Raw genomic sequence first — 18,299 nt, 5'->3', positions numbered from 1 at the left:
TCGTTTGAGGAAAGGCAGCTTTTTTGTATGGAAACAATGCAGGATAAATTTAAATATTCATACTAAAGTTGTAGCTTTTATATGAAAAAATCCACCCTTCTGTTTGATTTTATCTATTTATAAGTGTAATACAATACGAATAGATAATATGAAACAAGGGGGAATGTAACGTGATTACACATATTTCAGATATAAAACTACAAACGGTTTCCATAGAAGGGGTAAAACAAGTTTATAAGGACATATTATCTTTTCCAATAAAAAAAGAAACTGCATCATTTATTCAATTTGAAGTAACACCTTATACAACAATTAGTTTTCAAGAAGTGTATGAGCCAATTGCACCTGCACACTTTGCTTTTGAAATTTCATATTCAAAATTTCATGAAACAGCAAAATGGCTTGAAAAGTCTGGGTTACTTATTGTGAAATGGAAAGATGGAAATACAATTGGTGAGGAGAACGATCTATTCAATATATACTTTAAAGACGGTGATGGAAATCTACTCGAAATCATCGCACATACGTATGTGAAAGAAGATGTATTAGTTCCGCAGTCACCTTTAAATATTTTATACGTAAGGGAAATTGGTCTTCCCGTTAAAAGTGTGCCTGTATTTACGGAATGGTTGAAATCAAATCTAAATATGAAAACGATGGAAGATGGGGATATTTTTAATTTTGTTATAGGTGGCACCGCATACATCGTTGCAACTTGGTGGCAGCGACCTTGGATCCCAATTGCGATGAAAGCTTTACCACCAAAAGTACACGTTTCTTTCGGAACACCAGATCAAGCATTTTTACAGCAAATCCAAATTAACTTTAAGAAAAATAGTGTCCCATTTCAATGTAAACCTAATGAAGTATCATTTATTGAGCAAGGATATGCATTTTCAATTGTGCATACACCAAATTTCCCTTCTGATATTCCTAATAAATTAAAGTTACCACTTTCTATTTAAAGATAGAAAGTGGTTTCCATGTAGTTAAACAACAGCATTTTTAAACATTGATATAGGTATATTTAGTTTCGATCTTCATCCTATACAGGTTCATTATCCGTACTTGTTCCTCAGTTAATTCTTCTTTATCCCAATACATATGCATTAAGCTATATTCAAAAATCTCCTTTAATTTAATAAACATTGGCAACTTGTCTACCATCTCTTTAGGTAGTTCATTTTCCTCTTGATATCCGTCAAATATTGCTTTTGTAATAGAACGCTCATAGTCTGCGATATTCCCATCTCCGACAAATGAATATTCTATCGCACTATAAATAGGAACTGCTAAATCGAATATATAAAAATGTTTTTCACAGTCTTGAAAATCAATCATTGTTAAGTTTGAATTGTTTTCAACCAAAATGTTTTCTAACCATAAATCACCGTGAATTAAGCCGTAATTCGAAGTAGATTTTCCTAGCCCCTTTATAGAAGTTAAAACGTCAGAGGCAATTTCTCTTATAGTAGTTTCATCTTTAGGGATATACTTAAGAAAATTATATTCTTCATTTTCATACCAATCGTTTATATGTTTAACCGGTTTAGTCTTTTCAAAGCTTTTAGAAATACGATGTAATTTTCCAATTTGTTTACCAAGCTTTCTAAATATATTAGAATTCCATTCGCTCCTTGGTAAATGTATACCTGGAGCAGCTTTATATAATACGGCAAGAATCTCCTTGTCTAATGTTAACCTTTCTACTAAATTCCCATTAAGAGAAGGTATTATTGGAGGAACTGCTAAACCATTTTCATATAAAAAGTTCGTATATGTAACTTCTTCTAACTGTTCTTCATATGTTTTGTAGTTTGTAATTCTAATGAAGTATGTACTTAGTTCTGTAAGACATTGATACATTTCATTCGTTATTGGTTTCATGTTAATAAAGTTTAACGAATATTGTTCATTTATTAATTGAAGTATTTCTTTTTCTAGCTCGTTCATTGTAACATCCTTTCCAAATTTTACTTTTTTACTAGAGAACGAAAAGGTTCTTAATTTACAACATTCGTGTTTTATTTTTGATATCCTTTAAAATGAAGCATGTTGTAATGAATGGCCCATGTTATAAAACACAAGAAATATCAAAAGAAAGAAACGAATCTCTTTTATACTTTTATATAAGGAGTGAAGGAAATGAATGAACATATACAGCAGATGATTGATTGGATTGAGAGCAATTTAAAAGAAGAATTTTCATTAAATGGATTATCGCGTTATATGGGTTATTCTCCGTATTACTGTTCTTTTAGATTTCACCAAGTAACAGGCATTAGTATTAGGCGCTATATTCTTTTAAGAAGACTGTATTTATCTGCGGAGGATTTGAAGAATGATAGAAAGATAATAGATATTGCATTGGATTATGATTATTCTTCGCAAGAGGCTTATAGTAGAGCTTTCAAAAATGTTTTTGGAATGAATCCAAGAGAATTCCAACTTAACAAAATGCCTATTCAATCATTTATTAAACTAAAAATAGAAGAGGAGTTAAAAATGAATATTTTTAGAAAATTAGAGGTTGAGCAGTTACGTATCAATAATAATGAGTTGTTTGATAAAGATGTACTTAACATATTGAATGGTCAAATGATGTATGAAGAATTTAAAACGGAGAAGCTAATGGGTGAGTCTGATTATGCCCCATTTAACGAGGCCATGTGTGTAAATATGGCTACTGCACAAGTTTTTGATGAAGAGTTTATTAAAAAAAGAGCAGAAGGTCATAACAGTTCAGTAGAAAGTTATACAAAAAAGGTCATAGATCCGTTAAAAAATCTTTTTACAAAAAAGTATAAATGCATTGTTTTATGGTTTGGTGAAGATATGTTCTGTCAAATGAACCTACTTACAATACTTTCTTACCTTGAACAGTCCTCTTATGAAGGGAAGGTATACTTAAATAGCTTCAGAGAAGATGAATTTAAAGTAAATCAAATTGAACTTGAATTGGGAAATTATTCTTCGGTATACAATGAAGTATTAGTAAACCATAAAAAGGCTTCCCATAAGGTACCACCAGTAATGTATCAGTCTATAGACTTATATTTAGAAATGCTACAACAAGATAATACTGTAATGAAATTTATCTCTAAAAATAAAGATTTATCAACTCAAGAATTATTAACCAAGTTGTTTCAGCTATTTCCAACAATCGGATATGGGGATTCTCAGTACATAGAACTGATAAATAAAATAAAGAAGAAAGCTGCACCTAAAATATAGGAACAGCTTTCTTTTTACAATTGTTCAAGTAACTCTAATTCACTCTCTACAAATAACATTAGTTCTTTAATCGTTTCTCCTGTAAAATCAAAACGAATTCCAGCAGCTTCATATACTTCAGTTAAAGGTTTAGAGCTACCTAACGATAATGCTTTTTTATAATTTTCTATTGCTTGTTTAGGGTTTTCTTTATATTGTTTATACATTTGCAGCGCACCAAGTTGTGCGATAGCATATTCGATGTAATAGAACGGTATTTCGAATATGTGTAATACAGGTAACCAGCCAGTTGCAATCCAATCTTCATACCCTTCAATATTTACGACGTTTGATTGGTAAGTGTTATGTAATTCTAAATACTTTGCATTTCTTTCTTTAGCGGTATGATTAGGATTTTCATACATCCAATGTTGAAATTGATCAACGATAAGCATTTGTGGTAAGTACTTAACAATATCCTTAAAGAAGTCTAATTTTGCTTCTATAAATTCTTCTTTATTTTCATAAAAAGTATCCCAATACTCCATCGAAAACAATTCCATTGTCATGCTAGCAAGCTCAGCTGATTCTGAAGGGATTTCTAAATATTGTTGTAGCTCTAGCTGCTTCATATATTCATTATGAATACTATGGCCCATCTCATGAAGGAATGTAGTAACATCATAATGTGTATGATTGAGATTCATAAAAATAAAAGATAATTGAGAAGCAGGTAAATATTCACAAAATCCACCGGGTCCTTTTCCTTTACGGCTTTCTAAATCTAAGCAATTATTTTTCTGCATACGATCCAGTAATGTAGAAAATTCAGGATCTAGTTTGTGTAAAATAAGAGAACTTTTTTCGATTAAATCACTCGCGTCTTCGATAGGTTTTAATGCTTTTTTATTTGGTGCGGTTGCTTTTAAATCCCATGGACGAAGGCTATCTACTTGAAGTTCAGATTTTTTCTCATTAAATATTTTATCGATAAGTGGTACTACGTATTTACGAATAGATTCAGCAAGTTCATAGCAATCTTCAGGTGTATAATCAAAACGTTCATGTTTTTTGAACATATAATCACGATAATTATGTAATTGAATGTTTTTTGCTTTTTGGTGACGGATTACGATTAATTCATTTAATATATTTTGTAAATTATCTTCAACAGATAAGAATTTTTCAGAAATGAGAGTTTTTGCTTTTTTTCGTATATGACGATCCGGATCTTGTAAGTAAGACTGTAGTTCAGTAATTGTTTTTTCTTCACCATCCCATAGTGCAGTTAAACCACCTGTAATTTCGAAGTAATCGGTTACTAGTTTGTCTTCAGTTACCTCTAAATCAATGTTCTTTTCACAAAATAAAGTCTGAGCATTCTTTATTTTTTTATCTAGTAAGCTATGCGTTTTTGGATCAAGTTCCATTCGAAAAGGTGACTCTAAATATTTATTATCAAATGAATTTTGATAACGTTTCAAAAGAGGCCTTACAAATTGTTGATCATATTCAAAAGTATCTTTTATTTCTTTATTATCTGTATTACATTGAAAGGCGATATAGTGCGATCTTAATTGTTCTTCAATTTCCCAAATGAATGTAGATTGTTTTTTTAACCAGTTTTCAAGTTCTAGTTTTGAAGAAATGACTTCATTTAATAAAGTAGAAAGAGCTTTTTCCAATTCTAATACATTATTAATATCAATCGTATTTACACGTTGCAATATTTATCCCTCACTTTTTATTTACTTAAGGAAGTATTCTTCTTCTTTACTACAATCCCTTTTTTTCCTAGGAAGTTTGTGCCCACAACTCCAAGAACAATCAAAATTGTTCCGATGATGTGATAGTATGCGATTTGTTCATGTAAGAATACAACACCCGCGATAATTGTAATAAGTGTAGATAAGTTGCTGAAAACACTTATTTTAGCTGCTTCAATATAAGATAACGAATAGTTTAATAACAATGCGGTTAGTAAAGAAGATAGCAAACCTAAATATAAAATGGAAATAAGAAATGTTCCGTTCATAAATGGTTTAAAGTATATAGTTAATGTCCCTTTGTTTATATGGCTGACGATAGCAATTAAATTAAAACTAATAAAACCAATCGCTGTCATTGTATAAGTTAAATCCATAAGCTTGAAATTATTTGCCATTTTCCGTGCTAATACATTATAGAAAGCAGATGATAATGCCGATAACAAAATAAGAATAACGCCGACGATACTAGTTTCATAAGCCCCTAGACCATTCATTATAAATATATAAATGACACCGATGACGGAGATGAGTACAGAGATTTTTTGTGATGTATTCGTATACTCTTTTAAAAAATAGGAAGCTAAGATCATCGTAAATATTGGGATCACCGCTTGTATAATTCCTGCTTCAGATGAACTTGTATACACTAATCCAAAAGCTTGAAAAGCAAAAAAAAGTGCTGGATAAAAAATCGCAATTGGTAAAAGAGAAAGTATATTTTTAAATGATATATTTAACTTTATGAATCCAAAAATAACCGGAATATTTGCTGCTATGAAAGCAACTGTAAAACGATGAGCCAGAGTATCAAGAGGGCTTGTAATGGTTAGTGTTAGTTTCACGAATAAAAAAGAAAATCCAATAATAAATGAATAGAGTAATGCTGATATATATGCTTTTGTTGTATTTTTCATAATTTCACCTCATAGTAGTTGATTTCTTACTGGCCAGTATACGTACATAGTAAACTTTCTGATCTAGTGCTACAATGTGAACAAACACAAACTGTACCGGTACAAATTAAATGATGAGGTGGTAATGATGTATAAGTATTTACATGTTTTCAACGACTTAGAAAGTATGATTCAAAATGGGGAGATAAAAGAAGGTAAGAAACTACCGTCTATTCGGACACTAGTTACGCAATATGAGTGTAATAAGGCAACGGTTATACGGGCGCTACATGAATTAGAAAAGCGTCATATTATTTATTCTGTGCCTCAAAGTGGGTACTACGTTGTTAAAAAATCTGGGAATACCATAGAAAATAACGAGATAATTGATTTTGCTTCCTCAGCACCAGATCCAGATGTTTTCCCATATTTAGATTTTCAGCATTGTATTAATAAGGCTATTGATACGTATAAAAATGACTTGTTCGTATACGGAACGCCGAAAGGTTTACCGTCTTTAATTCCGGTCATTCAAAAACAATTAGCAAATTATCAAGTCTTCACGAAAGAAGAAAATATTTTTATAACGTCAGGTGTACAACAAGCGCTAGCGATACTAACTTCTATACCATTTCCAAATGAGAATGAAACGATATTAATTGAACAGCCAACATATCATTTATATATTGAGTATCTAGAAATAAATAAAATTCCTGTAATCGGTATTAAACGTACGAATGAAGGTATTGACTTGCATGAATTGGAGCGTATATTTCGAACAGGTAAAATAAAATTCTTTTATACGATACCGAGATATCATCATCCGCTTGGAACTTCTTATTCTAAAGATGAGAAAGAAAAAATCGTGTTATTGGCTAAGAAATATAATGTATTTATAGTGGAAGATGATTATTTAGCAGATTTAGAAACAGATTCAAAAGCAGATCCGTTATATAGCTTGGATAATTGTAATCACGTAATATATTTAAAAAGTTACTCTAAGATTATTTTTCCAGGTTTACGGGTTGGAGTTGCGGTCATTCCACCATCCATCGCAAATGATTTCCATACATATAAAAAGATATTAGATATTGATAGTCCGATGATTTCTCAAGCGGCTTTAGAAATTTATATAAAGAGCGGTATGTTTGAACGTCATAAAAACAAAATTAAATCTTCCTACTACAATAGATCAATAAAATTAGCGGAAACATTAAAAAAAGTGCAAAATGAAAATCCATCATTATTTACATATAATAGAAAAAACACATTGGGAATACACACTTGTTTAGAAATAGAAAAAAACATAGCTATAGAAACAATCATAAAAAATTCAAGAGAAAATCAAATTAGTATCGATTCAGTTGATAGAAATTATTTAAATGATTTTCATAAAGAAAAGTTGCTAAAGTTAAACGTATCGAATGTAAAAGAAGATAAAATTGAAGAAGGTATTCGTAAATTGATTGAGGAAATCAAACAAGTGGGACGGGTAACCTTTCAATTTAAAAAAGAAAAAAATAAATAAGGAGGTTTGTTGTGAGACGCAAAATAATTCTCTTGTTTGTGTGTATCGTTATAATAATTGGAGCTATCATTGTGACTAAATATTATAAAGAAGATGATCAATGTATTGCAGTTGGTAAGTATTCAAGAGGTATTATCGTAGATCAAAATAACGAACCTATATCTAATGTGAAAATTTATGAAGATTCAATTGAAAGTAAGGAACGTAGTATTTCAAATACACAAGGCGAATTTGAAATACTAAATGGAGTTTGTGGTGAGATTGTATTACAATTAGTTACTCCAGATGGAGAAATCTATACGAGGAAATATGATAGTAAGCATATACCGGAAGTGATAGAACTGAGTTATAAAAAGTAAGGGGAATTACATGCAACCAGTACAAGGAAAATGTGTTAAATTGATATTTTTTAGAGCACTCAATAGCTGCGTGCTCTTTTTATTTTGGACATAAGCAATTTAAATGGAAATGAACTACCAATAAATGTTAACCTTAAAGTGTAGCATTTATTTTGAATAGGAGGGTGATGGGGTCTATGGGAGTACGCTTAGTCGATGATTTACAACAATTATCGTTGTTACTTATGTTTTTAAGTACATTTATATTTTACAGATACTTAAAGAAGGTTAAGCGAGATAGAAAATTGACTGGTTTTGAATGGACAATGTATTTTGTCACTCAGTTTGCGACATTAATTTGGGCAATGACTTATTTTATTAAACATTTAGCTGAATCGTAATTTCTATTCACTCAATCTAGTTTACTGTTATCTATTAGGAACATAAATATAGTCCGTATCTAAATCAATGACAACATCGCTCATGAGGTCTTCTTGTAATAACTTTGGGATTTTTTCATAATGATACTTTACACAAAATAAGCTTAGAAGCTCTTCATTAGACATTTCTTCATTTTTTACATTTAAATACATTATTTTTAACTTGTTAAGAGAACAGTTACGGCCAAAAACATACTCATTAATTCCATATCCATCAAATTCAATTATCATATTATCACTGTTGGGTGCTAGCCAACGTTATAGCTTAAATTTTAGATAAATCTATTATACATTTTTGGGGATGTAGTGAGAATATAATTCTATAAAGTGAGAGGATATGAATGGAACGATATAAATTAGTTTTAGAAGGCCCTAAACAATTTAAGTGGGAAAAGTGTGAAATTAAGCCTATACAGCACGACGAAATTATCATTAAAACAATCGCAGGTGCAATAAGTATTGGCGCAGAGTTACCGCAGTATAGTGGATCTGACGTTACAGATACAAATCCTATTTATCCAAGAAAAACTGGATATGAAAGTTATGGTGAAGTTATTCAAGTTGGTAATAAAGTAACAAATGTAAACGTAGGCGATAAAGTAGTTTCTTTTTATGGACATGAAACGATAGGAATAGTTACGGGGTATAAAGTAATTCGAGTACCTAGTTATATAAAGCCTAAAGTTGCTTTATTATCTATTCTTGCATGTGATGCCGCTAAAGGAGTATTGAAAATAGACCCACGGCAAGATGAAAAGGTGCTTATAACTGGAATGGGAGTTATCGGTTTACTCGCTTGTTATTTCTTAAAATACTATGTAGGTGTTAAGCAAGTGGATGTTGTTGAACCAAATAAAAATAGAAGAGAATTTGCAAAGAAGTTTGGTGTGAAAAACACATTTGATTCAGAAGAACAAATAATAGAAACATATAATTACGGTTTCGAATGTTCTGCTACAAATAGAGGGTTTCACACATTACAAAAGGCTATTAATAATAATGGAGAAATATGTATTCTTTCTGATGGTAATATAGAAGAGCTAACATTAACCGCCGACTTTTATCGGAAAGAATTGAAAATCATTGGTTCAAGTGACGGTTATGATTATCAAAAACATGCAGATTGGTTTTTTAGTCAAATAGAACAAACACCATGGATAGAAGAAATTTTTCAACATGAAATTCATTATTCTACACTCGAGCAATGTTTTGCAGAATTGAGTAAAGGGACAATAAATCCATTGAAAGTATTCGTTTCATATGAATAATAGGTCAACTTATAGCTTATAATTTATCCTTTAATGGAGAATGCTAGTAACATTCACCATTAAAGGATTGGGCTATTATGAATATGATTTTGGAAAGCATAATTTTAATTCTTACTGGAATGATTGCATTAAAAATGACAGGTAGTAAATCTGTTAGTCAAATGACGAGAGCGGAAATAATTATAGTAGTATCAATCGGCCGTATTATTGTAGAACCAGTATTAAGTAGGAAAGTAGTCCCATCTATATTTGCGGCTGTAATATTTGCAAGCGTACTTCTTATCATTCATTTCTTTGAATTGAAATCAAGGAAGGTGGAACAATTCCTAAATGGCAGTAGTGTTGTTATTGTTGAAAACGGAGAAATTGTAAAAGAGAATTTGATGAAAGCAAAAATGTCGGAACAACAACTATATATGCAATTAAGAGAAAAAGGAATTCATGATTTAAAGAGTTTACAACAAGTTACAGCTGAACCGAATGGGCGTATTGGTTATCAATTGATAGAGAAAGCTCAACCAATAACTTTAGAAGTGTTAGAAAAAGTAATAGATCAGTACAATATAAAAAGATAATTTCTTATGTAAAAATGCCAATATACAATAGAAGTATTGGTATTTTTTATTTTGTCTAAATGTAAAAATTAATATTTAGAATACATATTCAACCAATCTTTAAAATAGATATAGGCTTATTAATATGCTATATTCAATGGACCTATAGTGACTGTGGTGAAAAAAGCAGCGTTAAAATGAATAGGTCTTTTATGTGATGCTATACAAGAGATAAGAATAAGGAGATAAAAATAAAATGGAATTTTGGGAATCAAGTTTTATTGAGAAACAAACAATGTGGGGATTTGAACCTACAGAATCTGCAATTTTGACAAAAGATGTTTTTCTGGAAAAGAACGTTAAAGATATATTAGTACCGGGTATTGGATATGGAAGAAACGCAAAGGTGTTTATCGATAATGGTTTAAATGTAACTGGAATTGAGATTTCAAAAACAGCTATTGATTTAGCGAAACAAAACGGACTAGAAGATGTTAGTATATATCACGGTTCGGTAAACGAAATGCCTTTTGATAATAAACTTTATGATGGAATATTTAGTCATGCACTTCTTCATTTGTTGAATGAGAAGGAAAGAGAGAAATTTATTAAAGATTGTTATAATCAGTTAAAACCTGGTGGATATATGGTTTTTACAACCGTTTCTAAAAAAGCTCCCATGTATGGAAAAGGGAAAAAGTTGGAGCAAGATTATTTCGAAATCATGGAAGGCGTAAAAATGTTCTTCTATGATAATGCCTCTATAAAGCAAGATTTTAATAAATATGGAATAGTACAAGTTTCGGAAATTGATGAACCAAATAAAAACATGGAAAATAAACCTTCAATCAATTTCTTAATGATAAAATGTAAAAAAGAACTATAACTAAAAGTTATTAAGAATTATTAAAGATGTTTATATATTGATTATGCACAAATAAAAAGGACAAGCATATAATAGAAATACCTATTAACTTTAAGTAACTTTAACTTTCTTTAATAGGGCATCTCAAAATCCCTAAAAAGAGCACTTGCGGAAACAAGTGCTCTTTTATTTTTTGTTTATTTAAGATGATTATAGTTCGTTTAATTAATATGGAATTTAAAACCATAAACTTTGAACAAAATGGTAAAATTAATAAGAGGATGTATAAGGGGGACGGGGATTTGAAACTTAAAGAACTGGCGAATTTGTTATTGATTAAAGAGACCATTGGGGATATGGATGTAGAAATTACGGGCTTGGAAATGGATTCTAGAAAGATAACTAGTGGAAATCTATTTATATGCGTATCAGGTATCGATGGTTTTCTTGAAGATCGGCATCAATTTGTTGAAGATGCAGTGAATAAGGGTGCTGTAGCACTAATTGTAGAAAGAGATGTAAATATTGAGATACCTAAAATAATTGTTAAAGATGCTAGGTATGCTATGGCAGTTATTGCATCACATTTCTATGGTTATCCATCTAATAAAATGAAGCTAATTGGAATTACAGGTACAAATGGGAAAACAACTACTTCCTATTTACTTGAAAAAATTTTAAGTGATTATGGATATCACACGGGGCTCATGGGGAATAACGGAGTCAAAGTTGGTTCAAAATGTTATCCAACTGATATTAATACGCAAGAACCTCCAACACTTCAACGAAATTTGCAAATGATGAAAAATCAAAATGCAGATTATTGTGTTATGGAAGTTACGTCACAAGGTTTACATATGGGAAGAGTTAAAGGGTGTAACTTTAAAATAGCTGTTTTCACAAATTTAACGCAAGATCATTTGGATTATCATGGAACATTTGATGAATATAAGCATGTAAAAGGTCTTCTTTTTTCAAGATTAGGAAATGATTTTTCTACTACAGATAAAAAAGTTGCTATTTTGAATGCAGACGATCCATCGGTAGAATACTTTAAAAACATTACTTCAGCTGAGGTTATCACTTATGGGATGCATAATGGAGCAGATGTTCAAGCGAAGAGCATAACTTTAAGCTCAAAAGGAATTCGGTTTTTAGTTTCGTCCTTTAATGGAGAAATAGAAGTTAACCTAAATCTAGTAGGACATTTTAATGTATATAATGCATTAGCAGCAATAACAGCGGCGTTGGTTGAAGATATTCCGCTTACAAACATTAGTGATAGCTTATCTAACTTAAAGAGCATTGAAGGTAGAATGGAAATCATAGACGCAAATCAAGATTTCCTTGTAATAGTGGATTATGCTCATACACCTGATGCGTTAGAAAATGTCCTCTCTACAATTAGTGAGTTTTCAAAAGGTAAAATCATTACTGTTTTCGGTTGCGGTGGAGATAGAGACGCAAAAAAACGATCTATAATGGGTGAAATTGCTGGAAGTTATAGCGATTTTGTTTTTATTACTTCTGACAATCCCCGTTCGGAAGATCCGCAGTTAATAATGAAAGATATTGAAAAAGGATTTTCACAGAATAATAATTTGAATTATAAAGTAGAGGTAGATCGTGAACTAGCGATAAATCACGCAATAAAAATGGCATCTTCTAATGATATTGTTTTGATTGCGGGGAAAGGGCACGAAACGTATCAAATTTTAAAAGATACAACAATTCATTTTGATGATAAAGAAAAAGCTCGACAAGCAATTATTAATAAATGAATGAATTCAATTAATAGCTGAATAGTATTGCTAATAAAAATAATGTTTTAGATGAATCTAAAACTAATAACGAAGCAATTTTTTGAAGAATTTATAATTGAAAGGTAAGGGTGTTTCTAGGAATATATGAGGGAAAACCTTACCTTTTATAGTTTTATTTCTTAAAAACAAATGTTATAGCATTTGTTTTTAATTGAATGTGTCTTTCGTTTCGGACTATATCATAAGCTAATTCTTTTATTTCAACTTTTATTTCTTGCCATTCCTTATAAATACTTTTTAATAGATGTATCATATCATCAGTAGGAAGGTTAATTTCAATTAAAGCATCTAATTCTTCATTCGTATGTAAGTCAATTTCTTGTATGTTTGAGTTAATAATTAAACAATTGATACCACCAGTCTTTGTACCTCTTTTCATAGAATGGAGCACGTTTGTTAAATCTTCTTCTGATTTAACATGCTCTAAACTTGATACTGCAACGATATAATCATAAGTATCAGGTTGGATGTAGTAGTTTTCAATTGATGCTTGTTCTGTTTTTATAATTTCAAATACATCATGTTCTTTGCTATAAGTTTGTAATTTTGTTAACGCGGAATCCAGTAAGTCCACACATGTAACAGTACCGCTAGCATTTTTTATTTTTTGTGCAATTGGAATGCTATTTCTTCCAACGCCAGAGCCGAGGTCAAGCACTTGCAAGTTATTTTGTCCTTCAAAGTAATCTAGTAAGTTCATAACTGTTTTAACCGGTTTATAAAGCCAAGAACCAGTTTCAAATAGTTTATATTGTTCATAGCAAAGGTCGTGATATTTCTTTTCTTCGTGTCTTATGTGATCAATACGGTTCATATAGTTTCAGCTCCAATATTTTTATTACAAAATGAATAGGTGGGGCAGCCTTTAACATTTGTTTGAATTCGAAAAATACCACCAGCATGTGGATACTCTTTTAATTCGTCATCCGTCATTCTTGTTCTGGCTGTTGTAACATATAAATCAGTTAAGTTAGGTCCACCAAATGTACATGAGGTTACATATAACGCAGGAATTGGAATACTTAATATTTGTTCTCCAGTTAAAGGATTCCACCTAGTAATCTTTGAACCTCCCCAATGTGCAATCCATAAACAACCTTCTTCGTCAATTGTCATACCATCAGGTAGACCATCATTTTCAGGGAAAATGATTACATCACTTGGATTATGAATTTCTCCAGTACGTATATTATTTTGATAGCGAACCACTTTTTTAGTAGGTGTATCTATAAAGTAAAGGTATGTATGATCAGGTGACCAAGCGATTCCGTTTGAAGTATTTACATGTGAAACTTTTTTCTCTACACTCAAATTGTTATTTAAACAATACAAGGAGCCTGCAGCATTAATACCGTATGTATCTGTAGTACCTGCCCAGAAACGACCAGCGGGATCACATTTTCCATCATTAAAACGATTTTCTATTAAATGTGGTTCGGGGTCAAAAATATGTGTCAGTTTTTCTGTATTTACATTAATAGAATAAAAGCCGTTTTCCATAGCTAAGAGTAATATGTCCTCTAAATATGGAATAACACAGCCGATTTGTTGATTGAGAGCGATTACTCGGTTTGTATTTGCAGTAGAATTAAGTATGCATAATTGTTTCTCTATAATATCAACCCAGTATAAAAGTTGCTTTTTTTCATTCCAACAAGGTCCTTCAGCTAAACTAGCTTTAGCATCTAAAACCAATTCTATATTACTGATCAAGATGTTCACCTCAATTTATAAGATATTTATATAATTCGATAAGAATGAAGGTAAACCTTTTAGTCAGAGGATATTAAGATTTTTACTGTAGAAAACTGACTATCTTAAGCGATTAAAAAAATGTATAAACATGGAGAGGAAAATGCATATGATGTTTTATGAAATTGTTTGTTTTTCTTGTAAAAATATATTCCGTGTTTACGAGGGAAGTGAAAAATAAAAGCGATTTAAAGAGAAATTGAAAGGGATATATTGTTGTGATGAATGGAGTCATAAAATTCAATTAGAAGCGATAAAACATTTATTTAGATAGCTTTTTCGTTCGGAAAAGTTTGACAATAAAAGCATTATAAATTATCATATGAAAAAACTAATATATAAAATGGCATGGAAGAGAAGAGTAGTTAAGAAAGATTACGTACAGAGAGCTCTGGTAGCTGAGAAAGAGCGGTATACATCTTAATGAAAAAAGACTTGGAGCTGCGCAAGGAACTAATTTGTTTAGGGATGGTGCGACGGATTCTCCCGTTATAGAGATAGGGTATAAGCATATTTTGCCGTACCTGAAGAGGTTAATATGGCGACGTATTGACAAACTGAGGTGGTACCGCGAAGCTAACAACTCTCGTCCTCAAGATGAATAATCTTGGGGGTGGGAGTTTTTTTATTGCATAAATTTGAAAATGTGAAAACAAATAATAATTGAGGTGAGTAATATATGCATTGGGCGTATGAAGTAGCACATGAGTTAATTAGAAAACATCCAAACAAAGAAACGTTTGTTTGCGCATCTGGAATCAGTCCATCTGGTTCTGTTCATATCGGGAACTTTCGCGAAATAATAACGACTTATTTCGTTGTAAGGGCACTTCAAGATTTAGGGAAAAAGACTCGTTTTATATTCTCATGGGATGATTATGATAGGTTTAGAAAAGTCCCTAAAAATATTGATCCATCTTTTGCGAAATATATTGGTATGCCATACTGTGATATTCCAGATCCATATGGTTGTCATAATTCGTATGCAGAGCATTTTGAAAAAGAGTTTGAGAAATCACTTCAAGTATTTGGGATTGAAGTGGAATTCATATATCAACATGCTGAATATAGAAGCGGAAGGTATAACAAAAACATATTAGAGGCTTTATATAGAAGAAAAGAAATATATGATATTTTAATGAGTTTTAAAACTGGAGAGTGTAGTGAAGAAGAGCGAGCGAGTTTTTATCCGGTTACATTATATTGTGAGAAATGCGAGAAAGATGCAACAATGATTACACATTTTGATGAAGTATTAAAAACAGTACGGTATGAATGTATATGTGGAAATGAAAATGAATTATCGGTATTAAATACAAATAAAATGAAACTGAATTGGAAAATCGATTGGCCGATGAGGTGGATGATAGAGGATGTTATTTTTGAACCAGGTGGAAGAGATCATTCATCAGAAACGGGTAGTTATAATGTATCCAAGGAAATTGCAAGGGAAATATTTAATCGTGAAGCTCCTCATTACGTTGCGTATGATTTCATAGGAATAAAAGGCAATCATGAAAAAATGTCAAGTTCTTCAGGGAATAGTATTACACCTAGTGAGTTGTTAAAAGTGTATTTACCAGAAGTGATTCTTTTCATGTTTGCTAAATATAGACCAAACGCAGCTTTTCATATCGGTCTTGATGAAGATGTGAATCGCAATTATACAGAATATGAACGATTGAAAGATAGTTATGAGAATAAAACGCTCAAAAATGAAGATTTATTTGATACAATTAAACTCTCTAAAGTTGATAGCGGGTTTAAAGAATATCCGAGATTTAATCAAGTAGCAGGAACGTTACCGCTATTAAATTTTGATTCATCTATTTTACAAGATACATTAGAAAAAATAGATAGAAGGTATACATTAGATGCTATGATAGCGATATGTAACCGCGCAGAGTATTGGATAAGAAACTTTCAATCTGAAAAATTAATTGCGGTAAATCAAGAGAGAAATACAGAGTTTTACAACACATTAGATGAAAGACAGAAAGAATGGTTAGTAGAAGTTTGCAAAACACTTCGTTCTAATAAAGATTACTCTAACTTTATGGAACAATTGTATTCAATTTGTCATCATGAAAATAAAAAAATAATGAAAGAAAATCAAAAACAATTATTTTTTATTATATATAGGCTCATTATGAATCAGTCTAGCGGCCCGCGTATACCGTTATTAATACATGTTGTAGGAGTTGAAAAATTCATTACATTATTAGATTTTAAAAAAGGCTAAAAGAAACGCAAGTACTTAAAGGTCTAAGTACTTGCGTTTCAAATTTTGCTACCGTGAATACATTTTCGGACATTCATCACCACTAGGTTCATAAAAACAGTGACTTTTAAATTGTCCTACAAATGGCTGGTTATACCATTCAGGCGGACAAGCTCCAACTGGACGGAAATACCAAAGAGCCCATCGTGCTGGCCAGCGCCATTCACCTTGTAAAACTTTTCTTGCGATATCTTTTTCTGATTCGCGAGCACGCTGATAAAAATATCCGTATTGCACTGCTTCAAATCCACCTGGACTTTGATATACTGCATCACGCACAGATCGAAGTTGTTTAAAGTCTAAGCAATCACAAAATACACGATTTACTACTACGCAGCCAACAAGTTGTTCACCTTGTCGACCTTCTCCTTCAGCTTCAGCACGAATTAAACGAGCTAGCAAATCCACATCGCTTTCGTTATATGGAATAAGGGGCATAGTGCTACCACCTTTCTTTACCTGTTATAGTAAAGAGTGTATGTATGAAAATAAGCTAGGTGCTTTTCTATAGGTAAATATCAATAAATATTAAAAGGAGCTTTTATGCAAAAAGCTAATTAATAATTGTAGAGTAATATAAAAAGGGAGAGATAACATGTATTGTATTCATAAAGAACATATCATTTACGCAATGTCACCAGATAATCAGCCTTGCATGGAAGTAGAAGTAGGGAGTCGTGTTGTATTTGAAACATATGATTGCTTTGAAAATCAAATTGACTCTGAAGATGTTGCGTTTCAAGAATTAGACTGGAACCGCATTAATCCAGCAACTGGACCTGTTTTTATTAAAGGTGCAGAACCTGGTGATATTTTAGTCGTAACGATTGAAAAAATTAAAATTGCAGAGCAAGGTGTTTTAACTACAGGGGCGAATCTTGGCGTAATGGGTGAAGAGCTAAACGAAAACACAGTGAAAATTGTCCCAATACATAATGAACAGGTTTTGTTTTCAAATGAACTACAAATTCCGATTAATCCAATGATTGGTGTTATTGGTACTGCGCCGAAAGAAGAAAGCATTTCATGTGGCACACCGCATGATCACGGTGGGAATATGGATTGTAAAGAGATAAAAGAAGGGACAATATTATTATTACCTGTAAATGTTCCTGGTGCTCTATTAGCATTAGGTGATTTACACGCAGCGATGGGTGATGGTGAGATTGGTGTTAGTGGCGTAGAGGTTGCTGGTGAGGTAACAGTAACAGTTCAAATTTTAAAAGGAAAGAAATGGCCACTACCAATGGCTATCCAAAAAGAAAAAGTAATGACGATTGCTTCAGAGAAGTTGTTAGATGCTGCAGCGAATCGCGCTGTACGTAATATGGTGACATTTTTACATGAAGAATTAGAAATGTCTAAAGCGGATGCAACACTTTTATTATCAGCTGCAGGCAATTTAAAAGTATGCCAAGTTGTGGATCCTCTGAAGACTGCTCGGATGGAATTAGGTATGAATTATGTGGAGAAACTGGGATTTACTTTGAGTAAATTTCATATTAAATAAAAATACTAGAAGAAGGATGCTGTTGTATAAAAGTATCCTTTTTTAATTTACGGATTAAGTAAAAA

Annotated in this window: 18 protein-coding genes, 1 pseudogene and 1 other annotated feature; of the genes and pseudogenes, 12 read left to right on the top strand and 7 right to left on the bottom strand. The window is 31.5% G+C overall.

Annotation, left to right across the window (positions count from 1 at the left end; genetic code table 11):
- Positions 1-170: 170 nt before the first annotated feature.
- Positions 171-965: a VOC family protein gene (locus KVT31_RS26360; RefSeq protein ID WP_088096440.1), complete on the top strand. Its 795-nt coding sequence runs from the start codon at positions 171-173 to the stop codon at positions 963-965.
- A 40-nt stretch (positions 966-1,005) separates the two neighbouring features.
- Here KVT31_RS26360 and KVT31_RS26355 read toward each other — a convergent pair whose 3' ends face one another.
- Positions 1,006-1,953 carry a phosphotransferase enzyme family protein gene (locus KVT31_RS26355; RefSeq protein ID WP_088096441.1) on the bottom strand — a complete coding sequence of 316 codons (948 nt, stop codon included), beginning with the start codon at positions 1,951-1,953 and terminating at the stop codon, positions 1,006-1,008.
- Between the two features lie 192 nt (positions 1,954-2,145).
- Here KVT31_RS26355 and KVT31_RS26350 point away from each other — a divergent pair, with 192 nt between their 5' ends.
- Positions 2,146-3,234, top strand: a complete 1,089-nt coding sequence (locus KVT31_RS26350) for a helix-turn-helix domain-containing protein (RefSeq protein ID WP_140392464.1) — start codon at positions 2,146-2,148, stop codon at positions 3,232-3,234.
- Between the two features lie 14 nt (positions 3,235-3,248).
- Here KVT31_RS26350 and KVT31_RS26345 read toward each other — a convergent pair whose 3' ends face one another.
- Positions 3,249-4,940: a M3 family oligoendopeptidase gene (locus tag KVT31_RS26345; protein ID WP_088096443.1), complete on the bottom strand. Its 1,692-nt coding sequence runs from the start codon at positions 4,938-4,940 to the stop codon at positions 3,249-3,251.
- A gap of 17 nt (positions 4,941-4,957) precedes the next feature.
- Entirely contained in the window at positions 4,958-5,896 is a 939-nt protein-coding gene (locus KVT31_RS26340; protein ID WP_088096444.1) for a DMT family transporter, read from the bottom strand.
- A gap of 127 nt (positions 5,897-6,023) precedes the next feature.
- Here KVT31_RS26340 and KVT31_RS26335 point away from each other — a divergent pair, with 127 nt between their 5' ends.
- From KVT31_RS26335 to KVT31_RS26325, 3 genes are all read left to right on the top strand, one after another.
- Positions 6,024-7,403, top strand: a complete 1,380-nt coding sequence (locus tag KVT31_RS26335; RefSeq protein ID WP_088096445.1) for an aminotransferase-like domain-containing protein — start codon at positions 6,024-6,026, stop codon at positions 7,401-7,403.
- An 11-nt stretch (positions 7,404-7,414) separates the two neighbouring features.
- The gene (locus KVT31_RS26330; RefSeq protein ID WP_016087754.1) at positions 7,415-7,762 is read left to right on the top strand and encodes a hypothetical protein; all 348 of its coding nucleotides are present in this window, start codon (positions 7,415-7,417) and stop codon (positions 7,760-7,762) included.
- A 176-nt stretch (positions 7,763-7,938) separates the two neighbouring features.
- The gene (locus KVT31_RS26325) at positions 7,939-8,142 is read left to right on the top strand and encodes a hypothetical protein (protein WP_088096446.1); all 204 of its coding nucleotides are present in this window, start codon (positions 7,939-7,941) and stop codon (positions 8,140-8,142) included.
- 27 nt (positions 8,143-8,169) lie between these two features.
- On the opposite strand, the gene KVT31_RS26320 is transcribed toward KVT31_RS26325, so the two are convergent.
- On the bottom strand, positions 8,170-8,412 hold the full coding sequence (locus KVT31_RS26320; RefSeq protein ID WP_088096447.1) for a hypothetical protein: 243 nt from the start codon (positions 8,410-8,412) through the stop codon (positions 8,170-8,172).
- Positions 8,413-8,522: 110 nt separating this feature from the next.
- Here KVT31_RS26320 and KVT31_RS26315 point away from each other — a divergent pair, with 110 nt between their 5' ends.
- The 4 genes from KVT31_RS26315 (at position 8,523) to KVT31_RS26300 (ending at position 12,649) form a co-directional block, all read left to right on the top strand.
- Complete coding sequence (locus tag KVT31_RS26315; RefSeq protein ID WP_088096448.1) at positions 8,523-9,449, top strand: zinc-binding dehydrogenase; 927 nt, start codon at positions 8,523-8,525, stop codon at positions 9,447-9,449.
- Between the two features lie 77 nt (positions 9,450-9,526).
- Positions 9,527-10,024, top strand: a complete 498-nt coding sequence (locus tag KVT31_RS26310; RefSeq protein WP_088083767.1) for a DUF421 domain-containing protein — start codon at positions 9,527-9,529, stop codon at positions 10,022-10,024.
- Positions 10,025-10,259: 235 nt separating this feature from the next.
- Entirely contained in the window at positions 10,260-10,889 is a 630-nt protein-coding gene (locus KVT31_RS26305; RefSeq protein ID WP_088096450.1) for a class I SAM-dependent methyltransferase, read from the top strand.
- Positions 10,890-11,170: 281 nt separating this feature from the next.
- The gene (locus tag KVT31_RS26300; protein ID WP_088096451.1) at positions 11,171-12,649 is read left to right on the top strand and encodes a UDP-N-acetylmuramoyl-L-alanyl-D-glutamate--2,6-diaminopimelate ligase; all 1,479 of its coding nucleotides are present in this window, start codon (positions 11,171-11,173) and stop codon (positions 12,647-12,649) included.
- 154 nt (positions 12,650-12,803) lie between these two features.
- On the opposite strand, the gene KVT31_RS26295 is transcribed toward KVT31_RS26300, so the two are convergent.
- A complete protein-coding gene (locus KVT31_RS26295) occupies positions 12,804-13,505 on the bottom strand; it encodes a class I SAM-dependent methyltransferase (RefSeq protein WP_088096452.1) in 702 nt (233 codons plus the stop codon).
- The gene (locus tag KVT31_RS26290; protein ID WP_088096453.1) at positions 13,502-14,404 is read right to left on the bottom strand and encodes an SMP-30/gluconolactonase/LRE family protein; all 903 of its coding nucleotides are present in this window, start codon (positions 14,402-14,404) and stop codon (positions 13,502-13,504) included. The genes KVT31_RS26295 and KVT31_RS26290 overlap by 4 nt, the downstream gene beginning before the upstream one ends.
- A 142-nt stretch (positions 14,405-14,546) precedes the next feature.
- Here KVT31_RS26290 and KVT31_RS26285 point away from each other — a divergent pair.
- Together KVT31_RS26285 and lysS are read left to right on the top strand one after the other, a co-directional pair.
- Positions 14,547-14,717, top strand: a pseudogene (locus KVT31_RS26285) (DUF2197 domain-containing protein).
- Between the two features lie 66 nt (positions 14,718-14,783).
- Positions 14,784-15,040 (top strand) — a binding site (T-box leader).
- Between the two features lie 82 nt (positions 15,041-15,122).
- Entirely contained in the window at positions 15,123-16,685 is a 1,563-nt protein-coding gene (gene lysS, locus KVT31_RS26280) for a lysine--tRNA ligase (protein WP_088096454.1), read from the top strand.
- A gap of 48 nt (positions 16,686-16,733) precedes the next feature.
- Here the strand turns inward: lysS and KVT31_RS26275 are convergent, their stop codons facing one another.
- Positions 16,734-17,162, bottom strand: coding sequence for a cell wall hydrolase (locus KVT31_RS26275; protein WP_088096455.1), 429 nt, complete (start codon positions 17,160-17,162; stop codon positions 16,734-16,736).
- A 157-nt stretch (positions 17,163-17,319) separates the two neighbouring features.
- Here KVT31_RS26275 and KVT31_RS26270 point away from each other — a divergent pair, with 157 nt between their 5' ends.
- Positions 17,320-18,234, top strand: coding sequence for an acetamidase/formamidase family protein (locus KVT31_RS26270; RefSeq protein ID WP_088096456.1), 915 nt, complete (start codon positions 17,320-17,322; stop codon positions 18,232-18,234).
- The last annotated feature ends 65 nt before the right edge of the window (positions 18,235-18,299 follow it).

Source organism: Bacillus sp. GbtcB14, from assembly GCF_019091205.1.
Taxonomy (GTDB): domain Bacteria; phylum Bacillota; class Bacilli; order Bacillales; family Bacillaceae_G; genus Bacillus_A; species Bacillus_A cereus_AG.
The sequence above is the reverse complement of the archived record's forward strand: the minus strand, read 5'-3'. Positions and strand labels throughout refer to the sequence as shown.

Excerpts from the sequence above, each read along its gene's own strand:
- KVT31_RS26355 (WP_088096441.1), bottom strand. The coding sequence starts at position 1,953 with ATGAACGAGCTAGAAAAAGAAATACTTCAATTAATAAATGAACAATAT.
- KVT31_RS26350 (WP_140392464.1), top strand. The coding sequence starts at position 2,146 with ATGAATGAACATATACAGCAGATGATTGATTGGATTGAGAGCAATTTA.
- KVT31_RS26340 (WP_088096444.1), bottom strand. The coding sequence starts at position 5,896 with ATGAAAAATACAACAAAAGCATATATATCAGCATTACTCTATTCATTT.
- KVT31_RS26335 (WP_088096445.1), top strand. The coding sequence starts at position 6,024 with ATGTATAAGTATTTACATGTTTTCAACGACTTAGAAAGTATGATTCAA.
- KVT31_RS26325 (WP_088096446.1), top strand. The coding sequence starts at position 7,939 with ATGGGAGTACGCTTAGTCGATGATTTACAACAATTATCGTTGTTACTT.
- KVT31_RS26320 (WP_088096447.1), bottom strand. The coding sequence starts at position 8,412 with ATGATAATTGAATTTGATGGATATGGAATTAATGAGTATGTTTTTGGC.
- KVT31_RS26315 (WP_088096448.1), top strand. The coding sequence starts at position 8,523 with ATGGAACGATATAAATTAGTTTTAGAAGGCCCTAAACAATTTAAGTGG.
- KVT31_RS26310 (WP_088083767.1), top strand. The coding sequence starts at position 9,527 with ATGAATATGATTTTGGAAAGCATAATTTTAATTCTTACTGGAATGATT.
- KVT31_RS26305 (WP_088096450.1), top strand. The coding sequence starts at position 10,260 with ATGGAATTTTGGGAATCAAGTTTTATTGAGAAACAAACAATGTGGGGA.
- KVT31_RS26295 (WP_088096452.1), bottom strand. The coding sequence starts at position 13,505 with ATGAACCGTATTGATCACATAAGACACGAAGAAAAGAAATATCACGAC.
- lysS (WP_088096454.1), top strand. The coding sequence starts at position 15,123 with ATGCATTGGGCGTATGAAGTAGCACATGAGTTAATTAGAAAACATCCA.
- KVT31_RS26275 (WP_088096455.1), bottom strand. The coding sequence starts at position 17,162 with ATGCCCCTTATTCCATATAACGAAAGCGATGTGGATTTGCTAGCTCGT.
- KVT31_RS26270 (WP_088096456.1), top strand. The coding sequence starts at position 17,320 with ATGTATTGTATTCATAAAGAACATATCATTTACGCAATGTCACCAGAT.